Source organism: Arthrobacter sp. 05T420, from assembly GCF_056396305.1.
In genome coordinates, this window is the sequence record NZ_JBFTLG010000001.1 from 60215 (window position 1) to 81557 (window position 21343).

Below are 21343 nucleotides of genomic sequence, written 5' to 3' on the forward strand. Positions count from 1 at the left end.
TTCCGGTAGAGTATTTACTCGTTGCCCCCCTAGCTCAGTGGTAGAGCGCGTTCTTGGTAAGAACGAGGTCACCGGATCGATTCCGGTGGGGGGCTCTGGATGAGGGCCTGTGTCAAGGCGGTTTTTGACCGGCTGAGCGCAGGTTTTCCTCATTTATGGCGGTGTAGCTCAGTTGGTTAGAGCGCACGACTCATAATCGTGAGGTCGGGAGATCGAGCCTCCCCACCGCTACAGGCAAGACCCCCGGAATCCGTTGAGATTCCGGGGGTCTTTTCTGTATCGGGCCATGGGTGGCTAGACGCGGGTAACCGTCAGGGTGACGTTTGGGCAGGAGGCTGCGTATAGGATCAGCGCGGCCTTCTCAGTGATGTTGACGCTCAGGCCCCAGCGGATCTTCACCGCCACCCACTGGGTGATGTACGCGCAACGATTCTTCGGCGGCAGCCACCTTTCCGGGCCACTAGCTCGCTTTGAGTGGTTGAGAGCGGACGTCTGCACGTTCAGGGTGCGGCTGTCCCCGAGGTCGTTGTAGAAAGCCACGCGCCGCGCCTGGGACCAATACCTTGCACCGGAGCCCCAGGCTTCATGAACCGGGACCAGATGGTCCACCTCCACTTCCGTCGCGGAGGAGTGAACGCCGTTGTCCCACGATGTGACCCAGCGTCCCCTGCTGGCAATGCAACCGCGGTAGGTATAGGACACGGCCCCCTTGGATTCCTGGACCAGGACTTCCTGCCGCGTGTTCTGGCAATCACCGTTGGTATCTCCCCAGACGCCGAAGTAGCGGTCCCGGTCATAGCCGGCGTTGACCTCGGCCGCGACAGGCAGTCCGAGCACAGCAGTCCGCAGCGGAGCCTGATATACGGTTGCTGCTTTATATACGTTTGCTGCTTCGGCCGGAACGGCTAGGCCGGCCAGCAGCAGGCCTGCGGCAACCACCGCTACACCCACCGCCCGCCGCAGCTTCATCAATTGCCTGGATTTCAGTACCGGAAGAGCTGTGGCGCCGACATGGATGGAGCGCTGGACGTTCATGGTTCTCGATTACTCTCAGGACGACGTGAAAGCAATAGTCGTACACCTCGGCCGCGGGCCCCTGGGCGGCACTCCCATACTGTGGCGCGACTATGGCGCGCAAAAGTTGTAAGTAGTAACCTCACGTTACGCCCAGCCCGCTGACCTCGACTGGCACTGGCCATCCCACATCCCGCCGAGACGATCGGTTCGCTCGCAGTCGGCTCGCTGCCCGGTGCAGTTGCTGCCGGTCTCACACTGTCAGACCCTCAATCCCTAGGCCGGGGCGGTTTCGGAGGCCACCCGGTAGCGCACGTGGGTGACGAGGCTGGTGCAGCTCACTTCCGTCGGCTCAAGCTTGAGGTTCGCGACGCCGTCCAGCAGCCGCTCACCCGCACCCAGGAGGACGGGCGCGGTATGGAGCCGCAGCTCGTCGATCAGCCCCGCCGCCAAGTATTGGCGGACAGTCTGCGCTCCTCCGGCAACGGCCACGTCCTTGCTGCCGGCGGCCTTCAGCGCCTGGGCCAGCGCCGACTCGATCCCGTCGGTCACGAAGTTGAACGTGGTCCCGCCCTGCATCTCCAGGGGCGCGCGGGGCTGATGGGTGAGCACGTACACAGGCGCGTGATACGGCGGTTCCTCACCCCACCATCCCCGCCAGGCCTCGTCCCACGCCCCAGGGCCCGCAAACATGTTCCGTCCCATGATGTATGCGCCAGCCGCGAGAATGCCGTCGAGCCAGGCCGCGTTGGACTGGCGTTCTTCGAACTGCCACCTGTGCAGGAGCTCTCCGCCCTCGCCCAGGGGCTCCGTCATGCTCTGGTTCGGGCCGGCGAGGAATCCGTCGAGGGAGATAGTCAGATCGCACGTGACTTGGCTCATGGGCCCATCATGCCACCACTCGACAGTTCGGGTCCCGCTCTGTTTCCCGGTGAGCTGTGTGCCCTCCCGCAGCCCGAGTCCGTGACAAGCCGCTCGTTTCACCGTAGCTTTGCAGCACCTGAGAGAGGGGGATATCAGTGGACTTATTGGGCACCATCATGGCCCCGTTCCGATGGCTGGTCTCGGCCGTGTTGGCCGGCTTCCATGACGGACTCAGCGCCCTCGGCATGCCGGCCGCCAGCGGCTGGACGTGGACCCTGTCCATCATCGGGCTGGTGCTGGTGATCCGGGCTGCCCTGATCCCGGTGTTTCTCAAGCAGGTAGAGGCCCAGCAGCGCATGAGGCTCCTGCAACCTGACCTGAAGGAGTTGCAGGAGAAGTACAAGGGCAAGACTGATCCGCTCTCCCGCCAGGCCATGGTGCAGGAGCAGATGGCCCTGTATAAGAAGCATGGCACCAACCCGTTCTCGGCCTGCCTGCCCATGCTGATCCAGGTGCCCTTCTTCTTCGCACTGTTCCAGGTGCTCTCAGGCATCAGCACCGCTGCCGGCAAGAACGAGGGCATCGGGGCCATGAGCGCCGGACAGGTCATGCAGTTCGACCAGTCCACTATTTTCGGTGCCCCGCTCTCGGCATCGCTGCTGCACGGCGGCGGCGGCAATCAACTCTCGGTGTGGGTCCTCTCCATCGGGATGATCCTGGCCATGACGGCCGCGCAGTTCATTACGCAGAAGCAGATCATGGCCAGGAGCATGCCCGACGAGGCCCTGGCGAGCCCGTACCTGCGCCAGCAGAAGGTGATCCTTTACAGCCTGCCGATCGTCTTCGGCCTGGGCGGCATCGTGTTCCCCATCGGCGTCCTGATCTACTGGACAACCACCAACCTATGGACCATGGGGCAGCAGTTCGCCATCAGGTGGGACAGAATGGGTCCATGACGCGAATCGCAATCATTGGCGGCCACGGCAAGGTGGCTTTGGAACTGTCCAGGATCCTCGCGGCGGACGGGCAGGAGGTCACCTCCTTCATCCGCAACCCGGACCATGCGGCCGACGTCGCTGCCACCGGGGCCACGCCGTCGCCTCTGGACGTGGGGAACGCGACGACGGCGCAGATCGTCGATGCCCTGCGGAACCACGACGCCGTGGTGTTCTCTGCCGGAGCCGGCGGCGGCAGCCCCGAACGGACCTACGCCGTGGACCGGGACGCCGCGATCCGTTCGATGGACGCCGCAGCCGAAGCGGGCGTCAGCAGGTACGTCATGGTCTCCTACTTCGGCGCCGGGCCGGACCACGGGGTCCCCGCGGACAACGGCTTCTTCGCCTACGCCGAGGCCAAGGCCGCGGCGGATGCCTACCTGCGCGGCTCCGGCCTTGACTGGACCATTCTGGGGCCCGGCGCGCTGACGGCCGGACCCGGCAACGGGATGATCGACGTCGACCCCGCAGATACGTCGGACGGCACCGCGACCTCCCGCGCCAACGTTGCCCTGGTGGCGGCGGCGGCCCTCGGACTGCCCGTCACGATCGGGTGCACCATCCAGTTCCGGGACGGTACCCTTCCACTCGCGGCGGCCCTCGAACCTTAGGCCCAGTACCTTAAGCCGGCGCCGTAGGCCCGGCACCGCTGACCTAGATAGGGTAGTGGGGGCGGCCCGTGCATCCACCCGGGATGCCCCCGGCCCGCCTCCGGGGAAAGCGGGCACATGGACCAGTTGGCACTTATCGTTGGACTCCTGTTGGCCACAGTGGGGGCCGTGGGCCTGGGGGACCGGCTCAGACTGCCCTACCCGGTGCTGATGCTGCTCCTGGCCGTCGCCCTGACATTCATCCCAGGGTTCCCGGAGATTCAGATCCCGCCCGAACTGATCCTGCCCATCTTCCTGCCGCCGCTGCTTTTCGCGACGGCCCAGCGCAGCTCCTGGGCCGTTTTCCGGGTCCGCTGGCGCACCTTGCTCATGCTCGCCGTCGCGCTCGTGGTGGTCTCGACGGCGGTGGTGGCCGGTGCTGCCTGGCTCATGATCCCGGGCATCGGCATTCCGGCCGCGATCGCCCTGGGCGCCATGGTGGCTCCGCCGGACCCCGTGGCCGTGGATTCCATCGCCAGCCGTGTTCATATGCCGCGGCGGCTCATCAACGTTCTCCAGAGCGAGGGCCTCTTCAACGACGCCGCCGCCATCGTCATCTTCCAGGCGGCCGTGGCCGCCGCCGTAGCCGGCACCAAAATCGCCTCCGACGTCGTCCTCCAGTTTGTCCTGGGAGCCGCGATCGCGGTGGTGGTGGGCATCGGCATGGGCTGGTTCACGAGCCTGATCACCCGCCTCGTGTCCTCCATGGTGGCCCGGAGCGCCGTCACCCTCGTGGTGCCGTTTGCCGCCTACATCCTGGCCGAGGAGCTGCACGCCTCCGGGGTGATCGCCGTCGTTGTCACCGCCCTGGAAATGCAGCGCCACTCCCGGCCCGGGGACGCCGCGGAGCGGGTGACCCGGACCGCGTTCTGGGACGTCGTGGAACTGCTGATTACCGGCCTGGCCTTCGGGCTGGTGGGGCTGGAAGTACGGCAGGTCATCCACAAGGAAGGCAGCGCCGTGTTCGGCATGATCGGCACAGCCGCGGTTGTGTGCGTCCTCGTGTTCGCCGCACGTTTCGCCTGGCTGGCCATGATGTCTGTCCTCTCCCGGGCCAGGAAGGACGTCCTGCGCCCCACCTCGGCCAAGGACGTGCTGATCCTGACCTGGTGCGGCATGCGTGGCCTGGCCACCCTGGCGCTGGCGCTGGCCCTACCTCTTACAGTTGCGGACGGCACGCCGTTCCCGGCCCGGAGCGAGTTGCTGGTGATCGCCTGCGCGGTCCTACTGGCCACACTGGTGCTGCCCGGGCTGACGCTGCCGTGGCTCATGCGGGTCCTGAAGGCGTCCGAGGACGGTTCGGAAGAACGCGACGCCGCCCGCGTGCTGGCCCGCCGTGCGCAGCAGGCGGCGATCGCCGCGCTCAAGGACAACGAGCTCATGAAAGAACTTCCGGCGGAGAAGGTGGCGCTGGTGAAGGAAAAAATGACCCGGCTGCACGCCGAGCTACTGGACGGGAGCCTAAAGAATGAAAGCGCGGGGGAGCAGCGCCAACGCGGCCGCGAACTGGCGATTGCCGTGCAGACGATCGCCCTGGACGCCGCCCGCCAGGAAGTCGTGGCGGCCCGGAACGAGCCGGGCATGGACCCGGAAGTCGCGGACCGGGTGCTGCGGCAGCTGGACCTGCGCACCATGATCATGCCGGAGTGATGACCCTTGTTAGGCCGGGTGGTGCCGGCAACTTTATCGTGCGTGGGGCGCCCGGGAGGTTGGTGCTCTGTCGGGGCCAGCCGCCGCGGGCTAGTCGGTCAGGGGAGTACCACGCTGCCCTGCGCGGCAGACCAAGTGATGGTTCCGTTTTGGAATCGCTGGCTGCATGCGCCGTTGACCGGATCGCAGTTTTCAGCTGCTGCCGGATAGCCAAGCCGTCCCTTTTCGTAACCCAGGCTGCCCCAGGTTACGCGAATGGGACCGGAGGTGGCGAAGGCGCCGGTGGCGAGAGACCAGTGGATGGAGCCACCCTGGAACGTCTGGTAGCACCCGCCGCCGGTCAGGCCGCAGATTTCGTTGCCGGACGGGTAGCCTAGTTTGCCTTTTTCGTAGCTCAAGCTGGCCCAGGTGGCACGGATGGCGCCCCAGGTGGCGCGGGCGCCGGTGGCGGGCGACCAGTGGATGGTGCCGCCCTGGAACATTTGGTAACAGCCGCCGTTCACCAAACCGCAGGTCTCCTTGCCCGTCGGATAGCCGAGCTTGCCTTTTTCGTAGCCCAGGCTGGCCCAGGTGGCACGGATCCCGCCCCAGGTGGCGCGGGCGCCGGTGGCCGGTGACCAGTGAATGGTGCCGCCCTGGAACGTCTGGTAGCAGCCGCCGTTGATCAGGCCGCAGGTCTCCCTTCCCGTCGGGTAGCCGAGTTTGCTTTTCTCGGAGCCCAGTCCTGTCCAGGTGGCACGGATCCCGCCCCAGGTGGCGAAGGCGCCGGTGGCGGGCGACCAGTGGATGGTGCCGCCCTTGAACGCTTGGGAGCAGCCGCCGCCGGCCAGCCCGCAGACCTCACGGGCCACGGGGTAGCCGAGCTTTCCTTGGGAGGAACCCAGGCTCGCCCAGGCCGTCCAGATCGGCCCTGAGGTAGCGATGGCACCCGCAGCAGCGGTCCAGTGGATGAGGCCTCCCTGGAAAGACTGATCGCAGCTGCCGGGCTGTCCGCAGATTTCATTGCCGGTGGGGTAGCCGAGCTTTCCGTTTTGGTAACCCTCGGCGCCCCATGCTTTGCGGATCGGGCCCCACGTGGCGAACGCTCCGGCTCCCGGAGCGTAGTAAACCACTCCACCCTGGAACGCCTGGGAGCAGCCGCCGTTGACCAGTCCGCAGGCCTCATTAGCGGTGGGATAGCCGAGCTTTCCGTTTTCATAGGCAAGGGTTCCCCATGCACCGCGGATACCGCCCCAAGTGGCAACCGCGCCGGTGCCGGGCGACCAGTGGATGGTTCCGCCCTGGAAGGTCTGGTAGCAGCCGCCGCTGACCAGTCCGCAGGTTTCCTTGCCGGAGGGGTAGCCCAGTTTGCCCTTTTCGGAGCCCAGGCTCGCCCACGTGGCACGGATGGCGCCCCAGGTGGCGAAGGCGCCGCTGGCCGGCGACCAGTGGATGGTTCCGCCCTGGAATGTCTGGTAGCAGCCGCCGCCGGTCAGCCCGCAGACCTCGTTCGCCAATGGGTAGCCGAGCTTGCCGTTCTCGTAGCCCAGGGTGCCCCAAGTCGCGCGGATGGCGCCCCCGGTGGCGCGCGCTCCGGTGGCCGGCGACCAGTGGATGGTTCCGCCCTGGAATGTCTGGTAGCAGCCGCCCCCAGTCAGACCGCAGAGCTGACGGCTGGTCGGGTAGCCCAGCCTGCCGTTTTCGTATCCCAAGGCACCCCAAGAGGCGCCGATCGCACCGACCGTTGCGACTGCGCCGGTGTTTGGCGTCCAGTGGATAGAGCCGCCCTGAAAACTTCTGTAGCATCCGCTGGCTTTTAGCCCGCATGCGACGGCGGTGGTCGGGCTTCCAAGGGCGGGTGTGGCTGCAGCGACAGGGTCGATTGCCCTGCCGGCTATTGAGAGTATCGACTCTACCGTCACGCTTGCGGAGGTGGAGGTGATCGCGTCAATGCTGACCCTTGTGCCGGCATGGGTGGTGAAGGTCTGGCCCGCTTGCCAGGTCTGGCGGGGATTGTAGTAGCCGGCGAAGGGTCTGGAATCCGGCAGCAGAATCAGCGAGCCGGCCCCCAGCTGCTGGACAATCTTGACGCCGCGATTCAGGTCCACAGCCTCGGTTGTGTCATAGCTGACAGGCAGCCGCAACTCCAGGAAATACGTTTCGCCGCTCACCGGATCCGTAAACTTCACAGCCCTGTTCGCGTCGGTCCCCGCCCACGCCTTCAGGGTGAATTTCCTCATGCCGTTGAGGGTCCCTGCGTCCACGATTTCGTCGCCGCGGCCAAACCCCCCATAAGCCCAAAGCGTTGAGCTGATAGCGGGCTGGGTGAGTTGGGAGATACCCATCAGATCCAGGCTGTCACCGTATTCGCGGATGCTGCAGCTGGAATCGGCGAATGACCCGTTCGAGTTCGTGCCGACATCCTGGGCGCCGCTTCCACACTGAAGGCTGTTAGCGTGCATGAGGCCCAGAACGTGCCCGAATTCGTGCGTCAGGACGCTGTTGGTCAGCGTCGCCGGGAGCGGCATGATGACCCGCCCGCTGGTGCCCTGATAACTCCAGCCGGCGCCGTACGCGCCGTCCGAGAGCGTGGGCGTTGAGACGAAAACCACGAGCGCGGTGTAGGGGCTGGGAGTCCACCCAAGTTCTCCGGCAATGGTGCTCATCATGTCCGGGTAACGCTGCGTCGAGGTGGCCTTGCTGCTACGGCTCTCCACCTTGGTCACGGTCATCGACAACCGGCCGTTGGACATCCTCTTCCAGTAGTTGCTGCTGGTGGCGATGGAAGCCTGTGCCGCGGCCTGCGGGATTGTTGCCTTCCTGTCGGCCAACTGGACCAGTACCAAGCGCACTTTGATGTCGCCGGAGCGGGAAAGCGAGAAGGACTCCGTGGTCCGTGCCGTCGCGGCGGCGCCGGCGGGTACGCCTTTCCTGCCGACCGGGGGCGGGTTCTCGAAGGTGTGCGCGATGAACGGCCCATCGGTGCCTCCCACCGGCAGCGACTCAACTGTCGTGAGCGGCGCGCTGACGCCGGCCGGGGCGGAGGGACGTGGTGTCGGCTGGATTGTCTCCGCTCTGGGCACCGGGGTCGCGGTGGGAGCCGGAGCCGCGGTGGGAGCCGGCGTCGGGGTTGCCGACGGAGCTGCCGAAGCTGGTCCGGTCGCTGTAGCTGTGGCGGTGGCGGTCGCGACGGGCGCCGGCGACTGCCCAGCATTGGCTGGCGCCGTGCCGGTGGCCGGGACCGAGGCCAAGGCAAGGACAAACGCGGCAAACAACGCAGTCTTCATCCGAAAAGAGTTCACGTTTATCTTTCATGAGACGGCCGTTCAGCCGACGGGTCAGCTGAACGGCCGCAAGAGACCAAAGTGAGGTCAGTCTACGGATGGCAGGCGGCAATACCGGGAAACTTGCGCCAAACTTTCGGCTTGGGTGTCCAATCGTTGCCGAATCTTGAGCAACCCCGCTTGTGAATGGAGTACGTGCCCGCCACGCCCTCAGCCGGCCAGTTCGAGTTCCAGCGCATTGGCCTCAACGAAGTCCAGGGCATGCCGGATCGCGCCCACTGTGACGATCTTGTCGCCCAGCGGCGAAACCGTGACGCGCGGCGGGGTGGCGGTGAAGCGGGGGAGCAGCGCTGTGATGCCCGGCACGAGGGCACCGGCGGACTCGGCGACGGCGCCGCCGATCACCACCTGCTCGGGGTTGATCAGGCTCGCGATTGAGGCGATGACGCGCGCCATGCGCTCCGAGATCCGGTCCAGGATCGCCAGGGCCGCGGCGTCTCCTGCCGCCGCGTCCTCGAAGACGCGCGGCGCGCTTGCAGGGCCGCCCGCGGACGGTCCGCCGCCCGCCGCGGACCACTGCCGCGCCAGGGCAGCAATGCCGTCGCTGGAGCCAACGCCCTCCACCATGTCCAGATAGCCCATCTCGCCGGCGGCCCCGCCGCGGCCGTGGAGCAGCCGCCCGGATTCCATCACCCCGGCACCCAGGCGTTCGCCCGCCAAGAGCACCACCAGATCGTCCACACCCGCGCCGGAACCGCGCCAGCGCTCGCCGAGCGCGGCAAGGTTGGCGTCGTTCTCCAGAAGCACCGTCCAGCCGTGCAGCTCCTTGAGCGCGGAGCGGAGCCCGACGTCGAACAGGCTCCAGAACCGCTGGGTCACGAGCACGTTCCCGTCCCGGTCCACCGGTGCGGCGATCCCGGCTCCGACGGCCAGCACATTGCGCGGGTCCGTTCCCGCGGCCTCCAGCGCCTGGCGGCAGACAAAATCGATGACGCCGATCCGCTCCTGCGCGGGGATGTCCGCCGCGCGGAAGCTCTCGCTGGACTGTCCGATGACCGTGCCGCGGAGGTCGGCCACGGCTGCGGTGGTGGTCGCGGCGCCGATGTCGAGGCCCAGTACGAACCCTGCCTCCCCGTTGAAGGCAAACCGCCGGGCCGGGCGCCCTTTCCGTGGATTGGCCGGGTCTGTGCGGGGCTGGTCCAGCTCCACGATCCAGCCCCGGCCGATCAGGTCCTCGCAGACTGCAATTACCGAGGCCCGGGTGAGTCCGGTCAGGGCCATCAGCTCGGTGCCGGTGGCGGCGTCGACGCCGCGGATGTGGCGCAGCACGGCCTGGGCGTTGACACGGCGCAGCAGCTGCGGTGTGGCGGCGGCTGCGTGGGGCATCACTTCTTGACCTCTTCTGTTCCCGGACCCATAATTGTTCAGGCAATATATTTAGCTTGTATCTAAATTATCAGAAGCCCCTCCCAGACCCGAAGGAATCTCCTTTGACCAACACCGCCACGCTGGCAACCCTGTCCGGTTCCGACCTCGCCGCCGATCCCAACTGGTGGCGCCAGGCCTCGGTGTACCAGATCTACCCGCGGAGCTTTTCCGATTCCAATGGTGACGGCCTGGGCGATATCAAGGGCATCACCGCCAAGGTCCCCTACCTGAAGGAACTGGGGATCGACGCCGTCTGGCTCTCCCCGTTCTACCCCTCGGCGCTGGCCGACGGCGGCTACGACGTCGACGACTACCGCGATGTGGACCCCAAGCTCGGCACTTTGGCGGACTTCGATGAGATGTCCGCCGCGCTGCACGCTGCAGGCATCAAGCTGATCGCCGACATCGTCCCCAACCACTCCTCGAACCGGCACGAATGGTTCCAGGAGGCGCTGGCCGCCCCGCGGGGATCGGCCGCCCGCGAACGCTACATCTTCCGCGACGGCCTCGGCGAAAACGGCGAACTCCCGCCTTCGGACTGGGAGTCCGTCTTCGGCGGGCCCGCCTGGGAGCGGATCACCGAGCCCGACGGCACGCCCGGCCAGTGGTACATGCACATCTTCGCCACGGAACAGCCGGACCTGAACTGGGCCAACCGCGAAATCCGTGACGACTTCCTCAAGACGCTTCGCTTCTGGTCCGACCGCGGCGTGGACGGCTTCCGTGTCGACGTCGCCCACGCGCTGACCAAGGACCTCACCGAACCGCTCATCTCCAAGGTGGAGCTCAGCGCTGCCAACACCGGCACGGACGGATTCCCGGACGGCTCGCACCCGTTCTGGGACCGCGACGAAGTCCACGAGATCTACGCCGAATGGCGCGAGGTGTTCAACGAGTACAACCCGCCGCGCACCGCCGTCGCCGAGGCCTGGGTGCACGCTACCCGCCGCGCCCGCTACGCCAGCCCGGAGGGCCTGGGCCAGGCGTTCAACTTCGACCTCCTGCAGGCCGACTTCGACGCCGGCGAGTTCCGCGAAATCATCGCCCGGAACCTGGCCGAGGCCACGGAATCCGGGGCCTCCTCCACCTGGGTCTTCTCCAACCACGACGTCGTCCGCCATGCCACCCGCTACGGCCTGCCCCGGGGCGGCGGCAAGCACGCCAAGGGCCAGGATGGCAAGGGCTGGCTGCTGGCCGGCGCCCCTGTCGAAGAGCTCGACGTCGAACTCGGCCTGCGCCGGGCCCGCGCCGCCACCTTGCTGATGCTGGCCCTGCCGGGTTCCGCCTACCTGTACCAGGGCGAGGAACTGGGCCTGCAGGAGGTTGCGGAGATCCCCGACGCCGAGCGGCAGGACCCCACCTTCTTCCGCAACAAGGGCGTAGAGATCGGCCGCGACGGCTGCCGGGTGCCGCTGCCCTGGGCTCCGGAGGGCACCTCGTTCGGCTTCGGCGCCGGCGGGGCACACCTGCCCCAGCCGGCCTGGTTCAGCCGCTACGCCGTGGCGGCCCAGGACGGCGTGGAAGACTCCACCCTGGAGCTCTACCGCAAGGCCCTGAAGCTGCGCCGCGAACTGCAGACCTCGGAGGAACTGCAGTGGCAGGAATCCGGCAGCGCCGACGTCCTGCGCTTCAGCCGTCCCGGCGGCTGGCAGACAGTGACTAACTTCGGCGACGCACCGGTTAACCTGCCTGCCGGCGAGGTACTGGTCAGCAGCGGCCCGCTGGACGGCGGACGCCTGCCGGCCAACACCACGGTCTGGCTGCGGTGAGCCCCGCCTTGAAGGACCTGTCCGGCGCGCCCGCCAACGGCGTGAACGCCAACCAGGTGATCGCCAACCAGATAAACCTCGCCCAGGAGCTCGTCTACGGCTGTATGGGCCTGGGCGGCGGCTGGTCGGCGGAATCGTACTCGTCCGCGGATGTGGACGAGGCGGCCGCCGCCGTTGAAGCCGCCATGGGCGCGGGCATCACGCTCTTTGACCACGCGGACATCTACACGCACGGCAAAGCCGAGGCCGTCTTCGGCGAGGTCCTGGCCCGTACCCCGGGGTTGCGGGAGAAGATCCGGCTGCAGACCAAGTGCGGTATCCGGCTCAACGAACAGGGCCTGGAGGCCTACTACGACCTCAGCCGGGACGGCATCCTGGAGCGGGTCAACGAAAGCCTGGCCCGGCTCCGGACGGACTACGTCGACGTGCTCATGCTGCACCGCCCCGATCCCCTGATGGATCCGGCGGAGGTGGCGTCCGCCGTCGGCCAGCTCATGGCCGAGGGCAAGGTGCGCGCCGTGGGTGTGTCCAACATGTCCGGCCCGCAGATCGAGCTGCTGCAGGACCGGCTCGGGGTCCCCGTGGTGGCCAACCAGCTCGAAATGAGCCTGCTGAAGCGTGCCTGGCTCGAAAGCACGGTGCTGGTCAACCATGCCGAGGGCACGGACTACAGCTTCCCGCACGGCACCGTGGAGCACTGCGTCCGGAAGGGAATCCGGCTGCAGGCATACGGGTCGCTGGCCCGCGGCCTATACACCGGGGCGCCGGGCGCCGTGCCGACGCCGGCGGAGGAGGCCACCACCGCCCTGGTGGCTGCCCTGGCCGCCGCGAAGGGGACCACGGGGGAGGCGATCGTGCTGGGCTGGCTCATGCGGCACCCGGCCGGGATTGCGCCGGTGATCGGCACCGCCAACCCGGCCAGGATCCTCGCCTGCGCCGGTGCCGCCGAGGCCGCCGCGGCGATGACCCGCGCCGAGTGGTACGGCCTCTGGGTCGCGGCCCGCGGCAGCAACATCCCCTAGCCACTCCCGCCGTCACGCCCACCCAACCAGCTGGCAGCAGGGGCCGTTTTGCCCGCTGAAAACGGCTTCTGCTGCCAGTTGGTTGGGCAGTGACGTGATTTTGGTCGTAATGGTCGCCCCTGAGGGCCGGATCGCTTAGCGGCAAGTGCCCCCGGGCGGCTAGCGTAGATGCATGACCACTTCTATGACCACCGCTGAATCACTTCGGCCCCAGCGAAACATCCCGGCCGAGATCGCCCGCTCCTGGCTGCTGGTGAACGCGATGAAGACCGACCTCTTCGACCAGTCCGCCGTCTCCCGGGCCGATGCGATCATCCTCGACATCGAAGACGCGGTGGACCCCTCCCAGAAGGACACCGCCCGCGCCAACGTCGTGAACTGGCTGACCGCCGGCGGTAGCGCGTGGGTCCGGATCAACGACGCCACCAGCCCGTTCTGGGCCGATGACCTCGCCGGGCTGCGCGGCACCCCCGGCCTGCTGGGCATCATGCTGGCCAAGACCGAATCGGCCGACCAGGTCACGGAGAGCTTCCACCGGATGGACGGCAAGACCCCGGTCATCCCGCTGGTCGAGTCCGCCGTCGGCATCGAGGAAGCCAACAACATCGCGAAGGCCCAGGGCGCCTTCCGCCTGGCCTTCGGCTCGGGCGACTTCCGCCGCGACACCGGCATGGCGGCCACCGCCGAAGCCATGGCCTACCCGCGCGCCAAGCTGGTTGTGGCCAGCCGCGTCGGCAACCTGCCCGGCCCCATCGACGGCCCCACCGTCGGCACGAACCACCCGATCCTGCGCGAGCAGACCGGCATCACAGTGATGATGGGGATGACCGGGAAGCTCTGCCTCGCGATCGACCAGACGCCGGTCATCAACGAGGTCATCAGCCCCACGCCGTCCGACGTCGCCTGGGCCACGGACTTCATGGCCGACTTCGAAGCCAGCGGCCGCGTCATCCGCGACGGCTCCGACCTGCCGCGCCTGGGCCGCGCCGAGAAGATCATGAAGCTCGCCGTAGCCTTTGGCGTGCAGCCGGCACTGTAGCTCACACCGCTTAAGGAGACCCCGTGACCGATACCCGCTATCTGGTTCACGGGGTCTTTTGGGATGGTCCGGCGCCCGTTCCCGCCGCGGCGTCTGGACAGAGCGGGCTCCCGGTGCTGCGCCTGCAGGACCCTGACGGCACGCTCACCGAACTGGCGCTCGACGCCGGCACCAGGCTTGGTTTCCGGGTCGCCACCAAGGGCAAACACTGCCTCGGGCACCACAACGTGCACGGCCCGGCGGAGAGGGACCATGTCCTTTGCCCCGCACGGGCTGCCGCCACCAAGGGCAGTCAGTGCGAACGATGTTTCGTGCTGGACGACTCGCGGCTTATTCACGACTTCCACCGCGGCGGCCGCGTCCCGCCGGGCCTGCGCGCGTACCTGATGCAGCCGCACTGGCTCTACGTGGCCACCTTCGCTACCGGCGCCAGCAAGGTCGGCACTGCCTCGGACCTGCGGAAATGGATCCGGCTCGCCGAGCAGGGCGCCGTCGTAGCCCGGTACATCGCCCGCGCCGCGGACGGCCGCGTGGTCCGCATCCTGGAGGACATGATCACGCGCGACGCCGGGCTGCCGCAACAGGTCCGCGCCGCCGCCAAGGCGGCCGCGCTGGTGGCCCCGGCAGCCGCCGTCGAACTCGATGCCGTGAACGGGCGGCTGGCAGGGGTGGCCCGGACATTGCTCGCCGGTGTCGGCGGGGAGGGCTTCGAGGTGGTGGATGAGCGGTGGGTCCGGCCGGAGCTTTCCGCCGACGCCTGCGCCCCGGCCGCCCGGCACGCCTACCCCCACGACCTGGCGACCGGGTCGCACGGGTTCCGGGTCGATTCGCTGAGCGGCAGCATGGCGCTCGCAGCGCTGGATGGCAGCGAACTGGAATTCGTGGTGAACCTGGGGCAGCTCAAGGCACGGATGATCGAACTCGGTGACCACGGCTCGGAGGTCCCGGCCGTGCAGGAAGCATTGTTCTGACGCTGGAAATGCTCCGCGACGCGCAAAATACCGGACGCGCCCGTATTCCGGTAGCGCCAGGTAATTAGAGTGTCGCCAGGAATTTAGCGGCTCGCAGCGTTGCCGGCGCGCCCCGGTAGACTGGCACGGTGCTGAATGAATTCTGGGCCACCGCGTCAACCACCTACAAGGTGATCGTTTTCAGTGCCATGGGCCTGATCGCGCTCGGCATCATCCTCAACGTGGTGGGCAACAGCACCGGCAACCAGGCCCTCGCCCTCGCCTCGCTGCCGGTGATCGGGCTGGGCCTGATCCTGCACCTGGCCGGGATTGTGATCCGCGGCCAGACCATCCGGAAGAACCTCAGGCGCTAACGGCCGCGTTCCGCTCCACATGGCTCCGGGCATGCTCTACTGCGTCCGCTAGGGACGTGAACAGGTGCTTGTGGTGCCGCAGTGAACGGATAACCCCCACGTTGGTCACGAGCTCCAGATGCTGCGGCTGGACCCCTTTGAGCAGGACGGTCACGCCGCGCAGCTCCAGCGCGGAGATCACCCCGACGAGCATGTGGGCCCCCGTGGCGTCCAGCATCCGCAGCTGCGACAGCCGGATGATGGCCACCTGGACGTCCTTGACCTGGCTGATCTCCTGCAGGACCCGCTCCGCTGCGCCGAAGAACATGGCCCCGTCCAGCCGGAAAATGGCGATGTGCCCGTCCCCCGGAACCGGCGGCCCGGGAATGTCTTCGCGCCGGACCCCGCTCAGGGACGCGAACGTCCGCAGCGTGAACACCGCTGCCGCGGCAAGTCCGATCTGGATGGCCACAATGAGGTCGAAGGCGACGGTGATGAGGGCCGTGATCACGAACACCGCGGCGTCGGCCCTGGTGGACCGCAGGATCGCCGACACCGTGTGCCGCGAGACCATGCGGGTGGCCGTGACCATGAGGATGCCGGCCAACGCCGCCAGCGGGATCCGGCCGACCAGCCCCGCCGCCAGGTAGATGATGGCCAGCAGCACCAGGGCGTGCACCACCGCGGAGAGCCGGGTCTTGGCCCCGGAGCGGACGTTCACGGCGGTCCGGGCGATCGCGCCCGTTGCGGGCATGCCGCCGAAGAAGCCTGCGGCGATCGAAGCCAGCCCCTGGCCGGTGAGCTCCCGGTCCGGGCTGTACGCGCCGGACGGGCGGCCGTCCGGACCCACCATGCCTGCGGCCACCCGGGCCGAGAGCAGGGATTCGATGGCGGCTAGCGTCGCAATCGAGACGGCAGGCATCAGCAGGCCGCCCACTGCGGCCGGATCCACGGAAGGCATGGACGGCGCCGACAGCGAGTGCGGAAGTGCACCGATCCGGGGTATGTCCAGCGCCAGGACCTCGGCCGCCACGGTGGCGAGCAGCACCGCGATCAGGCTCGCGGGCAGGGACTTGTGGAGCCTGGGCAGCAGGTACATCACGGCCGTGACGCCCGCCACCACCGCGAGAGTCTGCAGCACGGCCGGCGCGGTGGCCTGTGACGCGCTCTCGACGGCGGCCAGGACGGTGTTGTGGCCCGGCGTTCCGGTGGTGCCCGTGGCTAGCGGAATCTGCTGGAGGAAGATGATGGCGGCGATTCCGAGGGTGAAACCCTCCACTACCGGCCAGGGGATGAACGCGACGGCCCGGCCCAGTCCGCTTGCTCCCAGAAGCATGACGAGCAGCCCGGCCAGTACCGAGACCAGGGCAATGCTGCCGACGCCGTGGGCGGCGACCACAGGAGCCAGGACCACCACCATGGCGCCGGTCGGACCGGAGACCTGGACGTTAGATCCGCCCATAATGGCGGCGACCAGTCCGGCCACCACAGCGGTGATGAGTCCCGCCTCCGCCCCGACCCCGGAGCTCACGCCGAAGGCCAGCGCCAGGGGGAGCGCCACAATGCCCACGGTGATGCCTGCGAACAGGTCAGTCTTCCACGCGGACTGCAAGAGCTCGTAGTCGCTGCGGGACGGCACAAACCGGACCAAGCGTCTCCGGGCGGTGTGAGAATGCCGGACCGGGATTGTTGGGTCGGCTGCGCTCACGGCGCAGTGTTGTCGAGGTGGCCGGCACTGCCGAGGTGGCCAGCCGGCAGCTCCTGCGCTATCCGGAGCTGTTCGCTGGAACCGGCCAGGGTGTCCAGCAGGAAGGTCCGGGCGATCGCGAGAAGCTCCTTGATCTTGGGATGAGCCAGCCGGTAGGTCACCACATTCGCCGTCCGGACCGACGTCACCACCCCGTGCCGGCGCAGCGTCCCCAGATGCTGGGACAGATGCGAGGGCTCCAGCCCCGTCTCGGCGAGCAGGTAACTGACCGGGGCTTCCGTGTCCGGCGCGGCGGCCAGAAGCTCGAGGATCCGGATTCGGGCCGGGTGGGCCAGCGCCTTGAACAGGTTGGCCTTGATTTCGTACAGGGGCGTCTGCGCGGCGGAGATCATGGCAGGAGGACACTTTCTCGCATCCGTTCGCGGCACGGCCCGGCGGGACAGTGTCGCTCTACGGATTGATGGATTGATGTTTTCATCATATCGCGCGAGTCAATACCAGTCCCATCAAGACCCCCCTGGGCCCTGCGAGCTGTCACGAAGCCGCCCGGGCCCGGGCGTGGCGATAGGCTGGAACCCATGACTATCAATCCGGACCTGCAGGGGCGCAGCTACCCTGCCGCAGAGGTGTATGACGTCGGCCGCGAGAAGATCCGCGAGTTCGCGCGCGCGGTCAAGGCCACCCACCCCGCCCATTTCGATGTTGCCGCCGCCGAGGCCCTGGGTCACAGCGACCTCGTGGCGCCGCCGACCTTCGCCATCATCGTCGCGCAGCGCGCCGACGCGCAGCTGATCGAGGATCCGGATTCCGGGATCGACTTCTCCCGCGTGGTCCACGCCGACCAGCGGTTTACCCACCACCGCCCGATCATCGCGGGCGATCGGCTGGTCGCCGAGCTGCACGTCGACGGCGTCCGCGCCATGGGCGGCGGAGCCATGATCACCACGCGTTCGGAAATCTTCGCGCTTGGCAGGGATGTCACCGGCGCTGCCGGTGACGCCGCCGGCGTCCGCGAGCCGGTCGCCACCGCCACCTCGTCCATCCTGGTCCGCGGAGAGGGACAGTAGCCATGAGCATCAACATTGCAGAACTCACGGTCGGCCAGAACATCGGCAGCCGCAGCATCACCGTCACCCGCACCGATCTCGTGAAGTACGCGGGGGCCTCCGGTGACTTCAACCCGATCCACTGGAACGAGGCCTTCGCCACGGGCGTCGGCCTGCCGGGCGTGATCGCCCACGGCATGTTCACCATGGGCGCCGCCGTCCAGCTTGTGATCGACTGGGCCGGCGACCCCGCCGCCGTCGTCGACTTCCAGACCCGCTTCACCAAGCCGGTGCCCGTCGCTGACACCACCGGGACTCCGGAGGCCGGTGCCGTGATAGAGGTCAGCGGAGCCATCGGGGCGCTCGACGTCGACGCCGGCACCGCGCGCGTCGACCTCACCGTCCTCTCGTCCGCCCAAAAGGTCCTCGTCAAGGCCCAGGCCGTCGTCAGGCTGGTCTAGCCCATGGCGCTGCTGTGACCAAGGCTCTCTTCGTTCCTGCCGCCGAGGTCACGCACTGGCGGAACGCTGTAGTGGTGGCCTACGGCGCGAGCGGAATCGCGTTTTCCACGTGGGTGTCCCGCCTGCCGGCCATCCGCGACGGCCTGGACCTGACCCCCGGCACCATCGGGCTGCTCCTGCTCTGCATGACGGCCGGGTCCTTCCTATCCGTGTCCGCGTCGGGCCTGATCGTCCTGCGGCTCGGCTCCAAGCTCACCATCCGGATCGGCAGCATCATGGTCGGCTTCGGGCTGATGCTTGCAGGTTTCGGCACCTCCGTGCTGGCCAACCCGGTGGCGGTCGCCGCGGGGCTGGCGATCATCGGGCTGGGCACCGCCAGCTGGAACACGGCCTCGAACGTCGAGGGCGCCGCGGTGGAACGCGCGGTCCGGCGGCACATCATGCCCAGGCTGCACGGTTCGTTCAGCCTGGGCACAGTTGCCGGAGCCGGGCTGGGTGCCTGGGCCGCCGCCGCCGGGGTCCCCGTCTTCTGGCACCTCGCCGCGGTGGGCCTGCTGGTGGCCGGCTCGGTGACCACAGCTGCTGCCTGGTTCCGGGCGGACATCACGGCGGTCGAGGGGGAGCGGCCCTTCAAGGCATCCGGGACAGACACGTTTGAGGATCCCTCCACCGGCCCCATCCCGATCGTCCGGCAGACGGACGCCGTCCCGGAGCAGCCGCTGGACAACAAACGCCAGATCGCGCAGGCCTGGCGTGACAGGCGCACACTGCTGCTGGGCGTGCTGGTCCTCGGGCTCGCCCTCGCCGAAGGCGCGGCGGGGGACTGGGTGGCATTGGCGCTGGCCGACGGCCACGGCCAGACCGATGCCGCCGGAGCCGCCGGGTACGGGCTGTTCGTCACGTTCATGACCATCGGCCGCTTCGCCGGCACCTTGGTCCTTGACCGCTTCGGCCGGGTCCCGGTGATGCGCTGGTGCGCCGCGCTGGCGGTCCTGGGCCTCGGCCTCTTCGTCTTCGCCCCGGCGCCGTGGCTGGCCTACGTGGCCCTGGCCATCTGGGGACTCGGCGCCTCGCTGGGCTTCCCGGTGGGCATGTCCGCCGCGGCCGACGATCCCGTCAAGGCCGCTGCCCGGGTGTCCGTGGTCTCCACGATCGGATACGGAGCGTTCCTGTGCGGGCCGCCGCTGCTGGGGCTGCTGGCCGAGCACGTCGGCATTCTCCACTCGCTGCTTGCCGTCATGGTGATGCTGATTGTCAGCTTCCTGCTCTCCCCGGTGGCGCGCAAACTCCCTGCGCCCGCCCGGGCAAGCTGAGTACAGCCAGTACCGGCTTAGGCCAGCAGATGATCCCGGCTAGGCTGGTCAGGTGACCCAGATCCAGCTCTCCGCCCTGACCACCTCCGCCGTCGGCGGCCCCGCCGGCAGCTACATCGAGGCCCGCACCGAGGCCGGCGTCATCGATGCCGTGCGCACGGCGGACGCCGCCGGCCAGCCCTTGCTGATCATCGGCGGCGGCTCCAACCTGCTGGTGTCCGACGACGGCTTCCCCGGCACGGTGCTCAAGATCGCCTCCGAAGGGTTCACCGTCAATGCCGAGGACTCCTGCGGCGGCGTGGCGGTGGTGGTCCAGGCCGGCCACAACTGGGACGCCTTCGTTGACCACGCCGTGAAGCATGCCTGGTCCGGCGTCGAGGCGCTCTCCGGCATCCCCGGCGCCACGGGCGCGACTCCGGTGCAGAACGTCGGCGCCTACGGGTCCGACGTCTCGCAGACGATCGCCGCGGTGCGCACCTGGGACCGGGAACGCAACGCGGTGAAGACCTTCACCAATTCCGAACTCAAATTCGGCTACCGTGACTCCATCCTGAAGCAGACCACCGTCAACGGCTCGCCGCGCTACGTGGTGCTCACCGTGGAATTCCAGCTCCCGCTCGGCCGGATGAGCGCCCCCGTCCGGTACGCCGAACTCGCGCGGACGCTCGGCCTCGAGCAAGGCCGGCGGGCCTACTCCAACGACGTCCGGCGCGAAGTGCTGCGGCTCCGGGCGTCCAAGGGCATGGTCTGGGATGCGAACGACCGTGACACGTACTCCACGGGGTCCTTTTTCACGAACCCGATCGTGTCCGAAGACGTCGCGGCACGGCTGCCGGGGCAGGCGCCGCGCTATCCTGCCGGTGCGGATGGGCTGACCAAGCTCTCGGCGGCCTGGCTGATCGATCAGGCCGGGTTCGCCAAGGGTTTCGGGCTGGACCCGGACAGCGTCTCGGGCGGCCGGGCATCGCTTTCCACCAAGCACACGCTTGCCATCACCAACCGGGGCGGGGCGAGCGCGGCCGACATGCTGGCCGTTGCGCGCGAGGTGCGCCACGGCGTCGTCGAACGTTTTGGCATTGAACTGCACCCGGAACCGCTCCTGATCGGCGTCGCCCTCTAGGTCGATCCCGAAGAAAAGCCCGAGGAAGCCCAGGAAAGCAAGGAAGGCCGGGCCGCCTACCGTTCCGCGTGGCGGGGAGCTACCTTGCTGAAGAGCATGAAGGTGAAACCGGAGGCCGCGGCGCCAAGCAGGAAGACTTGGCAGAACGCTATTGACTGCACGCTCGGCCCGCTTTGCAGTATCAGGCCGGCGCACGCAAACGCCACGGCGCCGGCAAGAAATGCCAGGGAGCCGAGCAGGAAGGCCTGCACGGTGGCCGGAAATTCGCCGGTGTAGTCGAGCTGGAGCTCCCGGCCCCGCGGGGCAATGCTGCTGCCCTTCACGCCCGCCTGAGACCGTGTCTGCGCCCGTGCCTGGGATTGTGCCTGAGACCGTGCCCGCGGCTGCAGCGCAGCGGCAGCGACGAAGCTGCCCACGGACACTGCCATGCACAAACCGGCCACCAACTGAAGGTTGCTCATTATGGGCGAGAGCCGGGTACCGCTGGCGATGGCGACTGCGAGCCCGGCAGCCATGCCGGCGGCGCTGGAGGCCCAGCCAAGCAGGGCCAGCTTCCGGCACAGCGGCCGCAGCAGCGGCCACACCTCACTCATAGTCATGCATCAAGGCTAAAGAAGTCCGCTGGATGGCGGCTGGGAAGAGCCGGGCAACAGCCCGACAGCAGGCGCAGGCGCCCTGCCGTGGGCCTCCCACTCCGG

General features: G+C 68.0%; 18 protein-coding genes, 2 tRNA genes and 1 pseudogene. 14 read left to right on the top strand and 7 right to left on the bottom strand.

Annotation, left to right across the window (positions count from 1 at the left end; translation table 11 throughout):
- Positions 1-23 precede the first annotated feature (23 nt).
- Positions 24-95, top strand: a tRNA-Thr gene (locus AC1DEM_RS00295).
- A gap of 62 nt (positions 96-157) precedes the next feature.
- Positions 158-231: transfer RNA gene (locus tag AC1DEM_RS00300), tRNA-Met, on the top strand.
- 63 nt (positions 232-294) lie between these two features.
- On the opposite strand, the gene AC1DEM_RS00305 is transcribed toward AC1DEM_RS00300, so the two are convergent.
- Both AC1DEM_RS00305 and AC1DEM_RS00310 read right to left on the bottom strand, forming a co-directional pair.
- Entirely contained in the window at positions 295-1035 is a 741-nt protein-coding gene (locus tag AC1DEM_RS00305; protein WP_476882592.1) for an HNH endonuclease family protein, read from the bottom strand.
- A gap of 255 nt (positions 1036-1290) precedes the next feature.
- Positions 1291-1896 carry a dihydrofolate reductase family protein gene (locus AC1DEM_RS00310; protein ID WP_476882593.1) on the bottom strand — a complete coding sequence of 202 codons (606 nt, stop codon included), beginning with the start codon at positions 1894-1896 and terminating at the stop codon, positions 1291-1293.
- A 137-nt stretch (positions 1897-2033) separates the two neighbouring features.
- Between AC1DEM_RS00310 and yidC the strand changes: the two are divergent.
- The 3 genes and pseudogenes from yidC to AC1DEM_RS00325 all read left to right on the top strand — a co-directional run.
- Positions 2034-2810 (top strand): annotated as a pseudogene (yidC, locus tag AC1DEM_RS00315) (membrane protein insertase YidC); the annotation flags it as partial.
- Between the two features lie 20 nt (positions 2811-2830).
- The gene (locus AC1DEM_RS00320; RefSeq protein WP_476882594.1) at positions 2831-3484 is read left to right on the top strand and encodes an NAD(P)H-binding protein; all 654 of its coding nucleotides are present in this window, start codon (positions 2831-2833) and stop codon (positions 3482-3484) included.
- A gap of 117 nt (positions 3485-3601) precedes the next feature.
- Positions 3602-5173 carry a Na+/H+ antiporter gene (locus AC1DEM_RS00325; protein ID WP_476882595.1) on the top strand — a complete coding sequence of 524 codons (1572 nt, stop codon included), beginning with the start codon at positions 3602-3604 and terminating at the stop codon, positions 5171-5173.
- Between the two features lie 98 nt (positions 5174-5271).
- Here AC1DEM_RS00325 and AC1DEM_RS00330 read toward each other — a convergent pair whose 3' ends face one another.
- Both AC1DEM_RS00330 and AC1DEM_RS00335 read right to left on the bottom strand, forming a co-directional pair.
- Positions 5272-8439 carry a hypothetical protein gene (locus AC1DEM_RS00330; protein WP_476882596.1) on the bottom strand — a complete coding sequence of 1056 codons (3168 nt, stop codon included), beginning with the start codon at positions 8437-8439 and terminating at the stop codon, positions 5272-5274.
- A gap of 207 nt (positions 8440-8646) precedes the next feature.
- Complete coding sequence (locus AC1DEM_RS00335; protein ID WP_476882597.1) at positions 8647-9822, bottom strand: ROK family protein; 1176 nt, start codon at positions 9820-9822, stop codon at positions 8647-8649.
- A 104-nt stretch (positions 9823-9926) separates the two neighbouring features.
- On the opposite strand from AC1DEM_RS00335, the gene AC1DEM_RS00340 reads away from it, so the two are divergent.
- The 5 genes from AC1DEM_RS00340 to AC1DEM_RS00360 all read left to right on the top strand — a co-directional run bounded on the left by AC1DEM_RS00340 (position 9927) and on the right by AC1DEM_RS00360 (position 15018).
- Complete coding sequence (locus AC1DEM_RS00340; protein ID WP_476882598.1) at positions 9927-11633, top strand: glycoside hydrolase family 13 protein; 1707 nt, start codon at positions 9927-9929, stop codon at positions 11631-11633.
- Positions 11634-11704: 71 nt separating this feature from the next.
- Positions 11705-12655, top strand: coding sequence for an aldo/keto reductase (locus AC1DEM_RS00345; RefSeq protein ID WP_476882904.1), 951 nt, complete (start codon positions 11705-11707; stop codon positions 12653-12655).
- Positions 12656-12827: 172 nt separating this feature from the next.
- Positions 12828-13694, top strand: a complete 867-nt coding sequence (locus AC1DEM_RS00350) for an HpcH/HpaI aldolase/citrate lyase family protein (protein WP_476882599.1) — start codon at positions 12828-12830, stop codon at positions 13692-13694.
- A gap of 23 nt (positions 13695-13717) precedes the next feature.
- The gene (locus AC1DEM_RS00355; protein ID WP_476882600.1) at positions 13718-14665 is read left to right on the top strand and encodes a DUF2797 domain-containing protein; all 948 of its coding nucleotides are present in this window, start codon (positions 13718-13720) and stop codon (positions 14663-14665) included.
- A gap of 128 nt (positions 14666-14793) precedes the next feature.
- Positions 14794-15018 carry a DUF3188 domain-containing protein gene (locus tag AC1DEM_RS00360; RefSeq protein WP_476882601.1) on the top strand — a complete coding sequence of 75 codons (225 nt, stop codon included), beginning with the start codon at positions 14794-14796 and terminating at the stop codon, positions 15016-15018.
- Here the strand turns inward: AC1DEM_RS00360 and AC1DEM_RS00365 are convergent.
- On the bottom strand, positions 15008-16636 hold the full coding sequence (locus tag AC1DEM_RS00365; protein ID WP_476882602.1) for a SulP family inorganic anion transporter: 1629 nt from the start codon (positions 16634-16636) through the stop codon (positions 15008-15010). The genes AC1DEM_RS00360 and AC1DEM_RS00365 overlap by 11 nt on opposite strands.
- Before the next feature lie 65 nt (positions 16637-16701).
- Positions 16702-17097: an ArsR/SmtB family transcription factor gene (locus tag AC1DEM_RS00370; protein WP_476882603.1), complete on the bottom strand. Its 396-nt coding sequence runs from the start codon at positions 17095-17097 to the stop codon at positions 16702-16704.
- 186 nt (positions 17098-17283) lie between these two features.
- Between AC1DEM_RS00370 and AC1DEM_RS00375 the strand changes: the two genes are divergently transcribed.
- From AC1DEM_RS00375 to AC1DEM_RS00390, 4 genes are read left to right on the top strand one after another with little or no spacing between them, the layout of a single operon-like run.
- Positions 17284-17772 (top strand): FAS1-like dehydratase domain-containing protein, encoded by a 489-nt coding sequence (locus tag AC1DEM_RS00375; protein ID WP_476882604.1) that lies wholly within the window; start codon positions 17284-17286, stop codon positions 17770-17772.
- Between the two features lie 2 nt (positions 17773-17774).
- On the top strand, positions 17775-18212 hold the full coding sequence (locus tag AC1DEM_RS00380) for a MaoC family dehydratase (RefSeq protein ID WP_476882605.1): 438 nt from the start codon (positions 17775-17777) through the stop codon (positions 18210-18212).
- Between the two features lie 14 nt (positions 18213-18226).
- Complete coding sequence (locus AC1DEM_RS00385) at positions 18227-19525, top strand: MFS transporter (protein WP_476882606.1); 1299 nt, start codon at positions 18227-18229, stop codon at positions 19523-19525.
- A 52-nt stretch (positions 19526-19577) separates the two neighbouring features.
- Positions 19578-20645, top strand: coding sequence for a UDP-N-acetylmuramate dehydrogenase (locus AC1DEM_RS00390; RefSeq protein WP_476882607.1), 1068 nt, complete (start codon positions 19578-19580; stop codon positions 20643-20645).
- 56 nt (positions 20646-20701) lie between these two features.
- On the opposite strand, the gene AC1DEM_RS00395 is transcribed toward AC1DEM_RS00390, so the two are convergent.
- On the bottom strand, positions 20702-21244 hold the full coding sequence (locus tag AC1DEM_RS00395) for a hypothetical protein (RefSeq protein ID WP_476882608.1): 543 nt from the start codon (positions 21242-21244) through the stop codon (positions 20702-20704).
- Between the last annotated feature and the right edge of the window lie 99 nt (positions 21245-21343).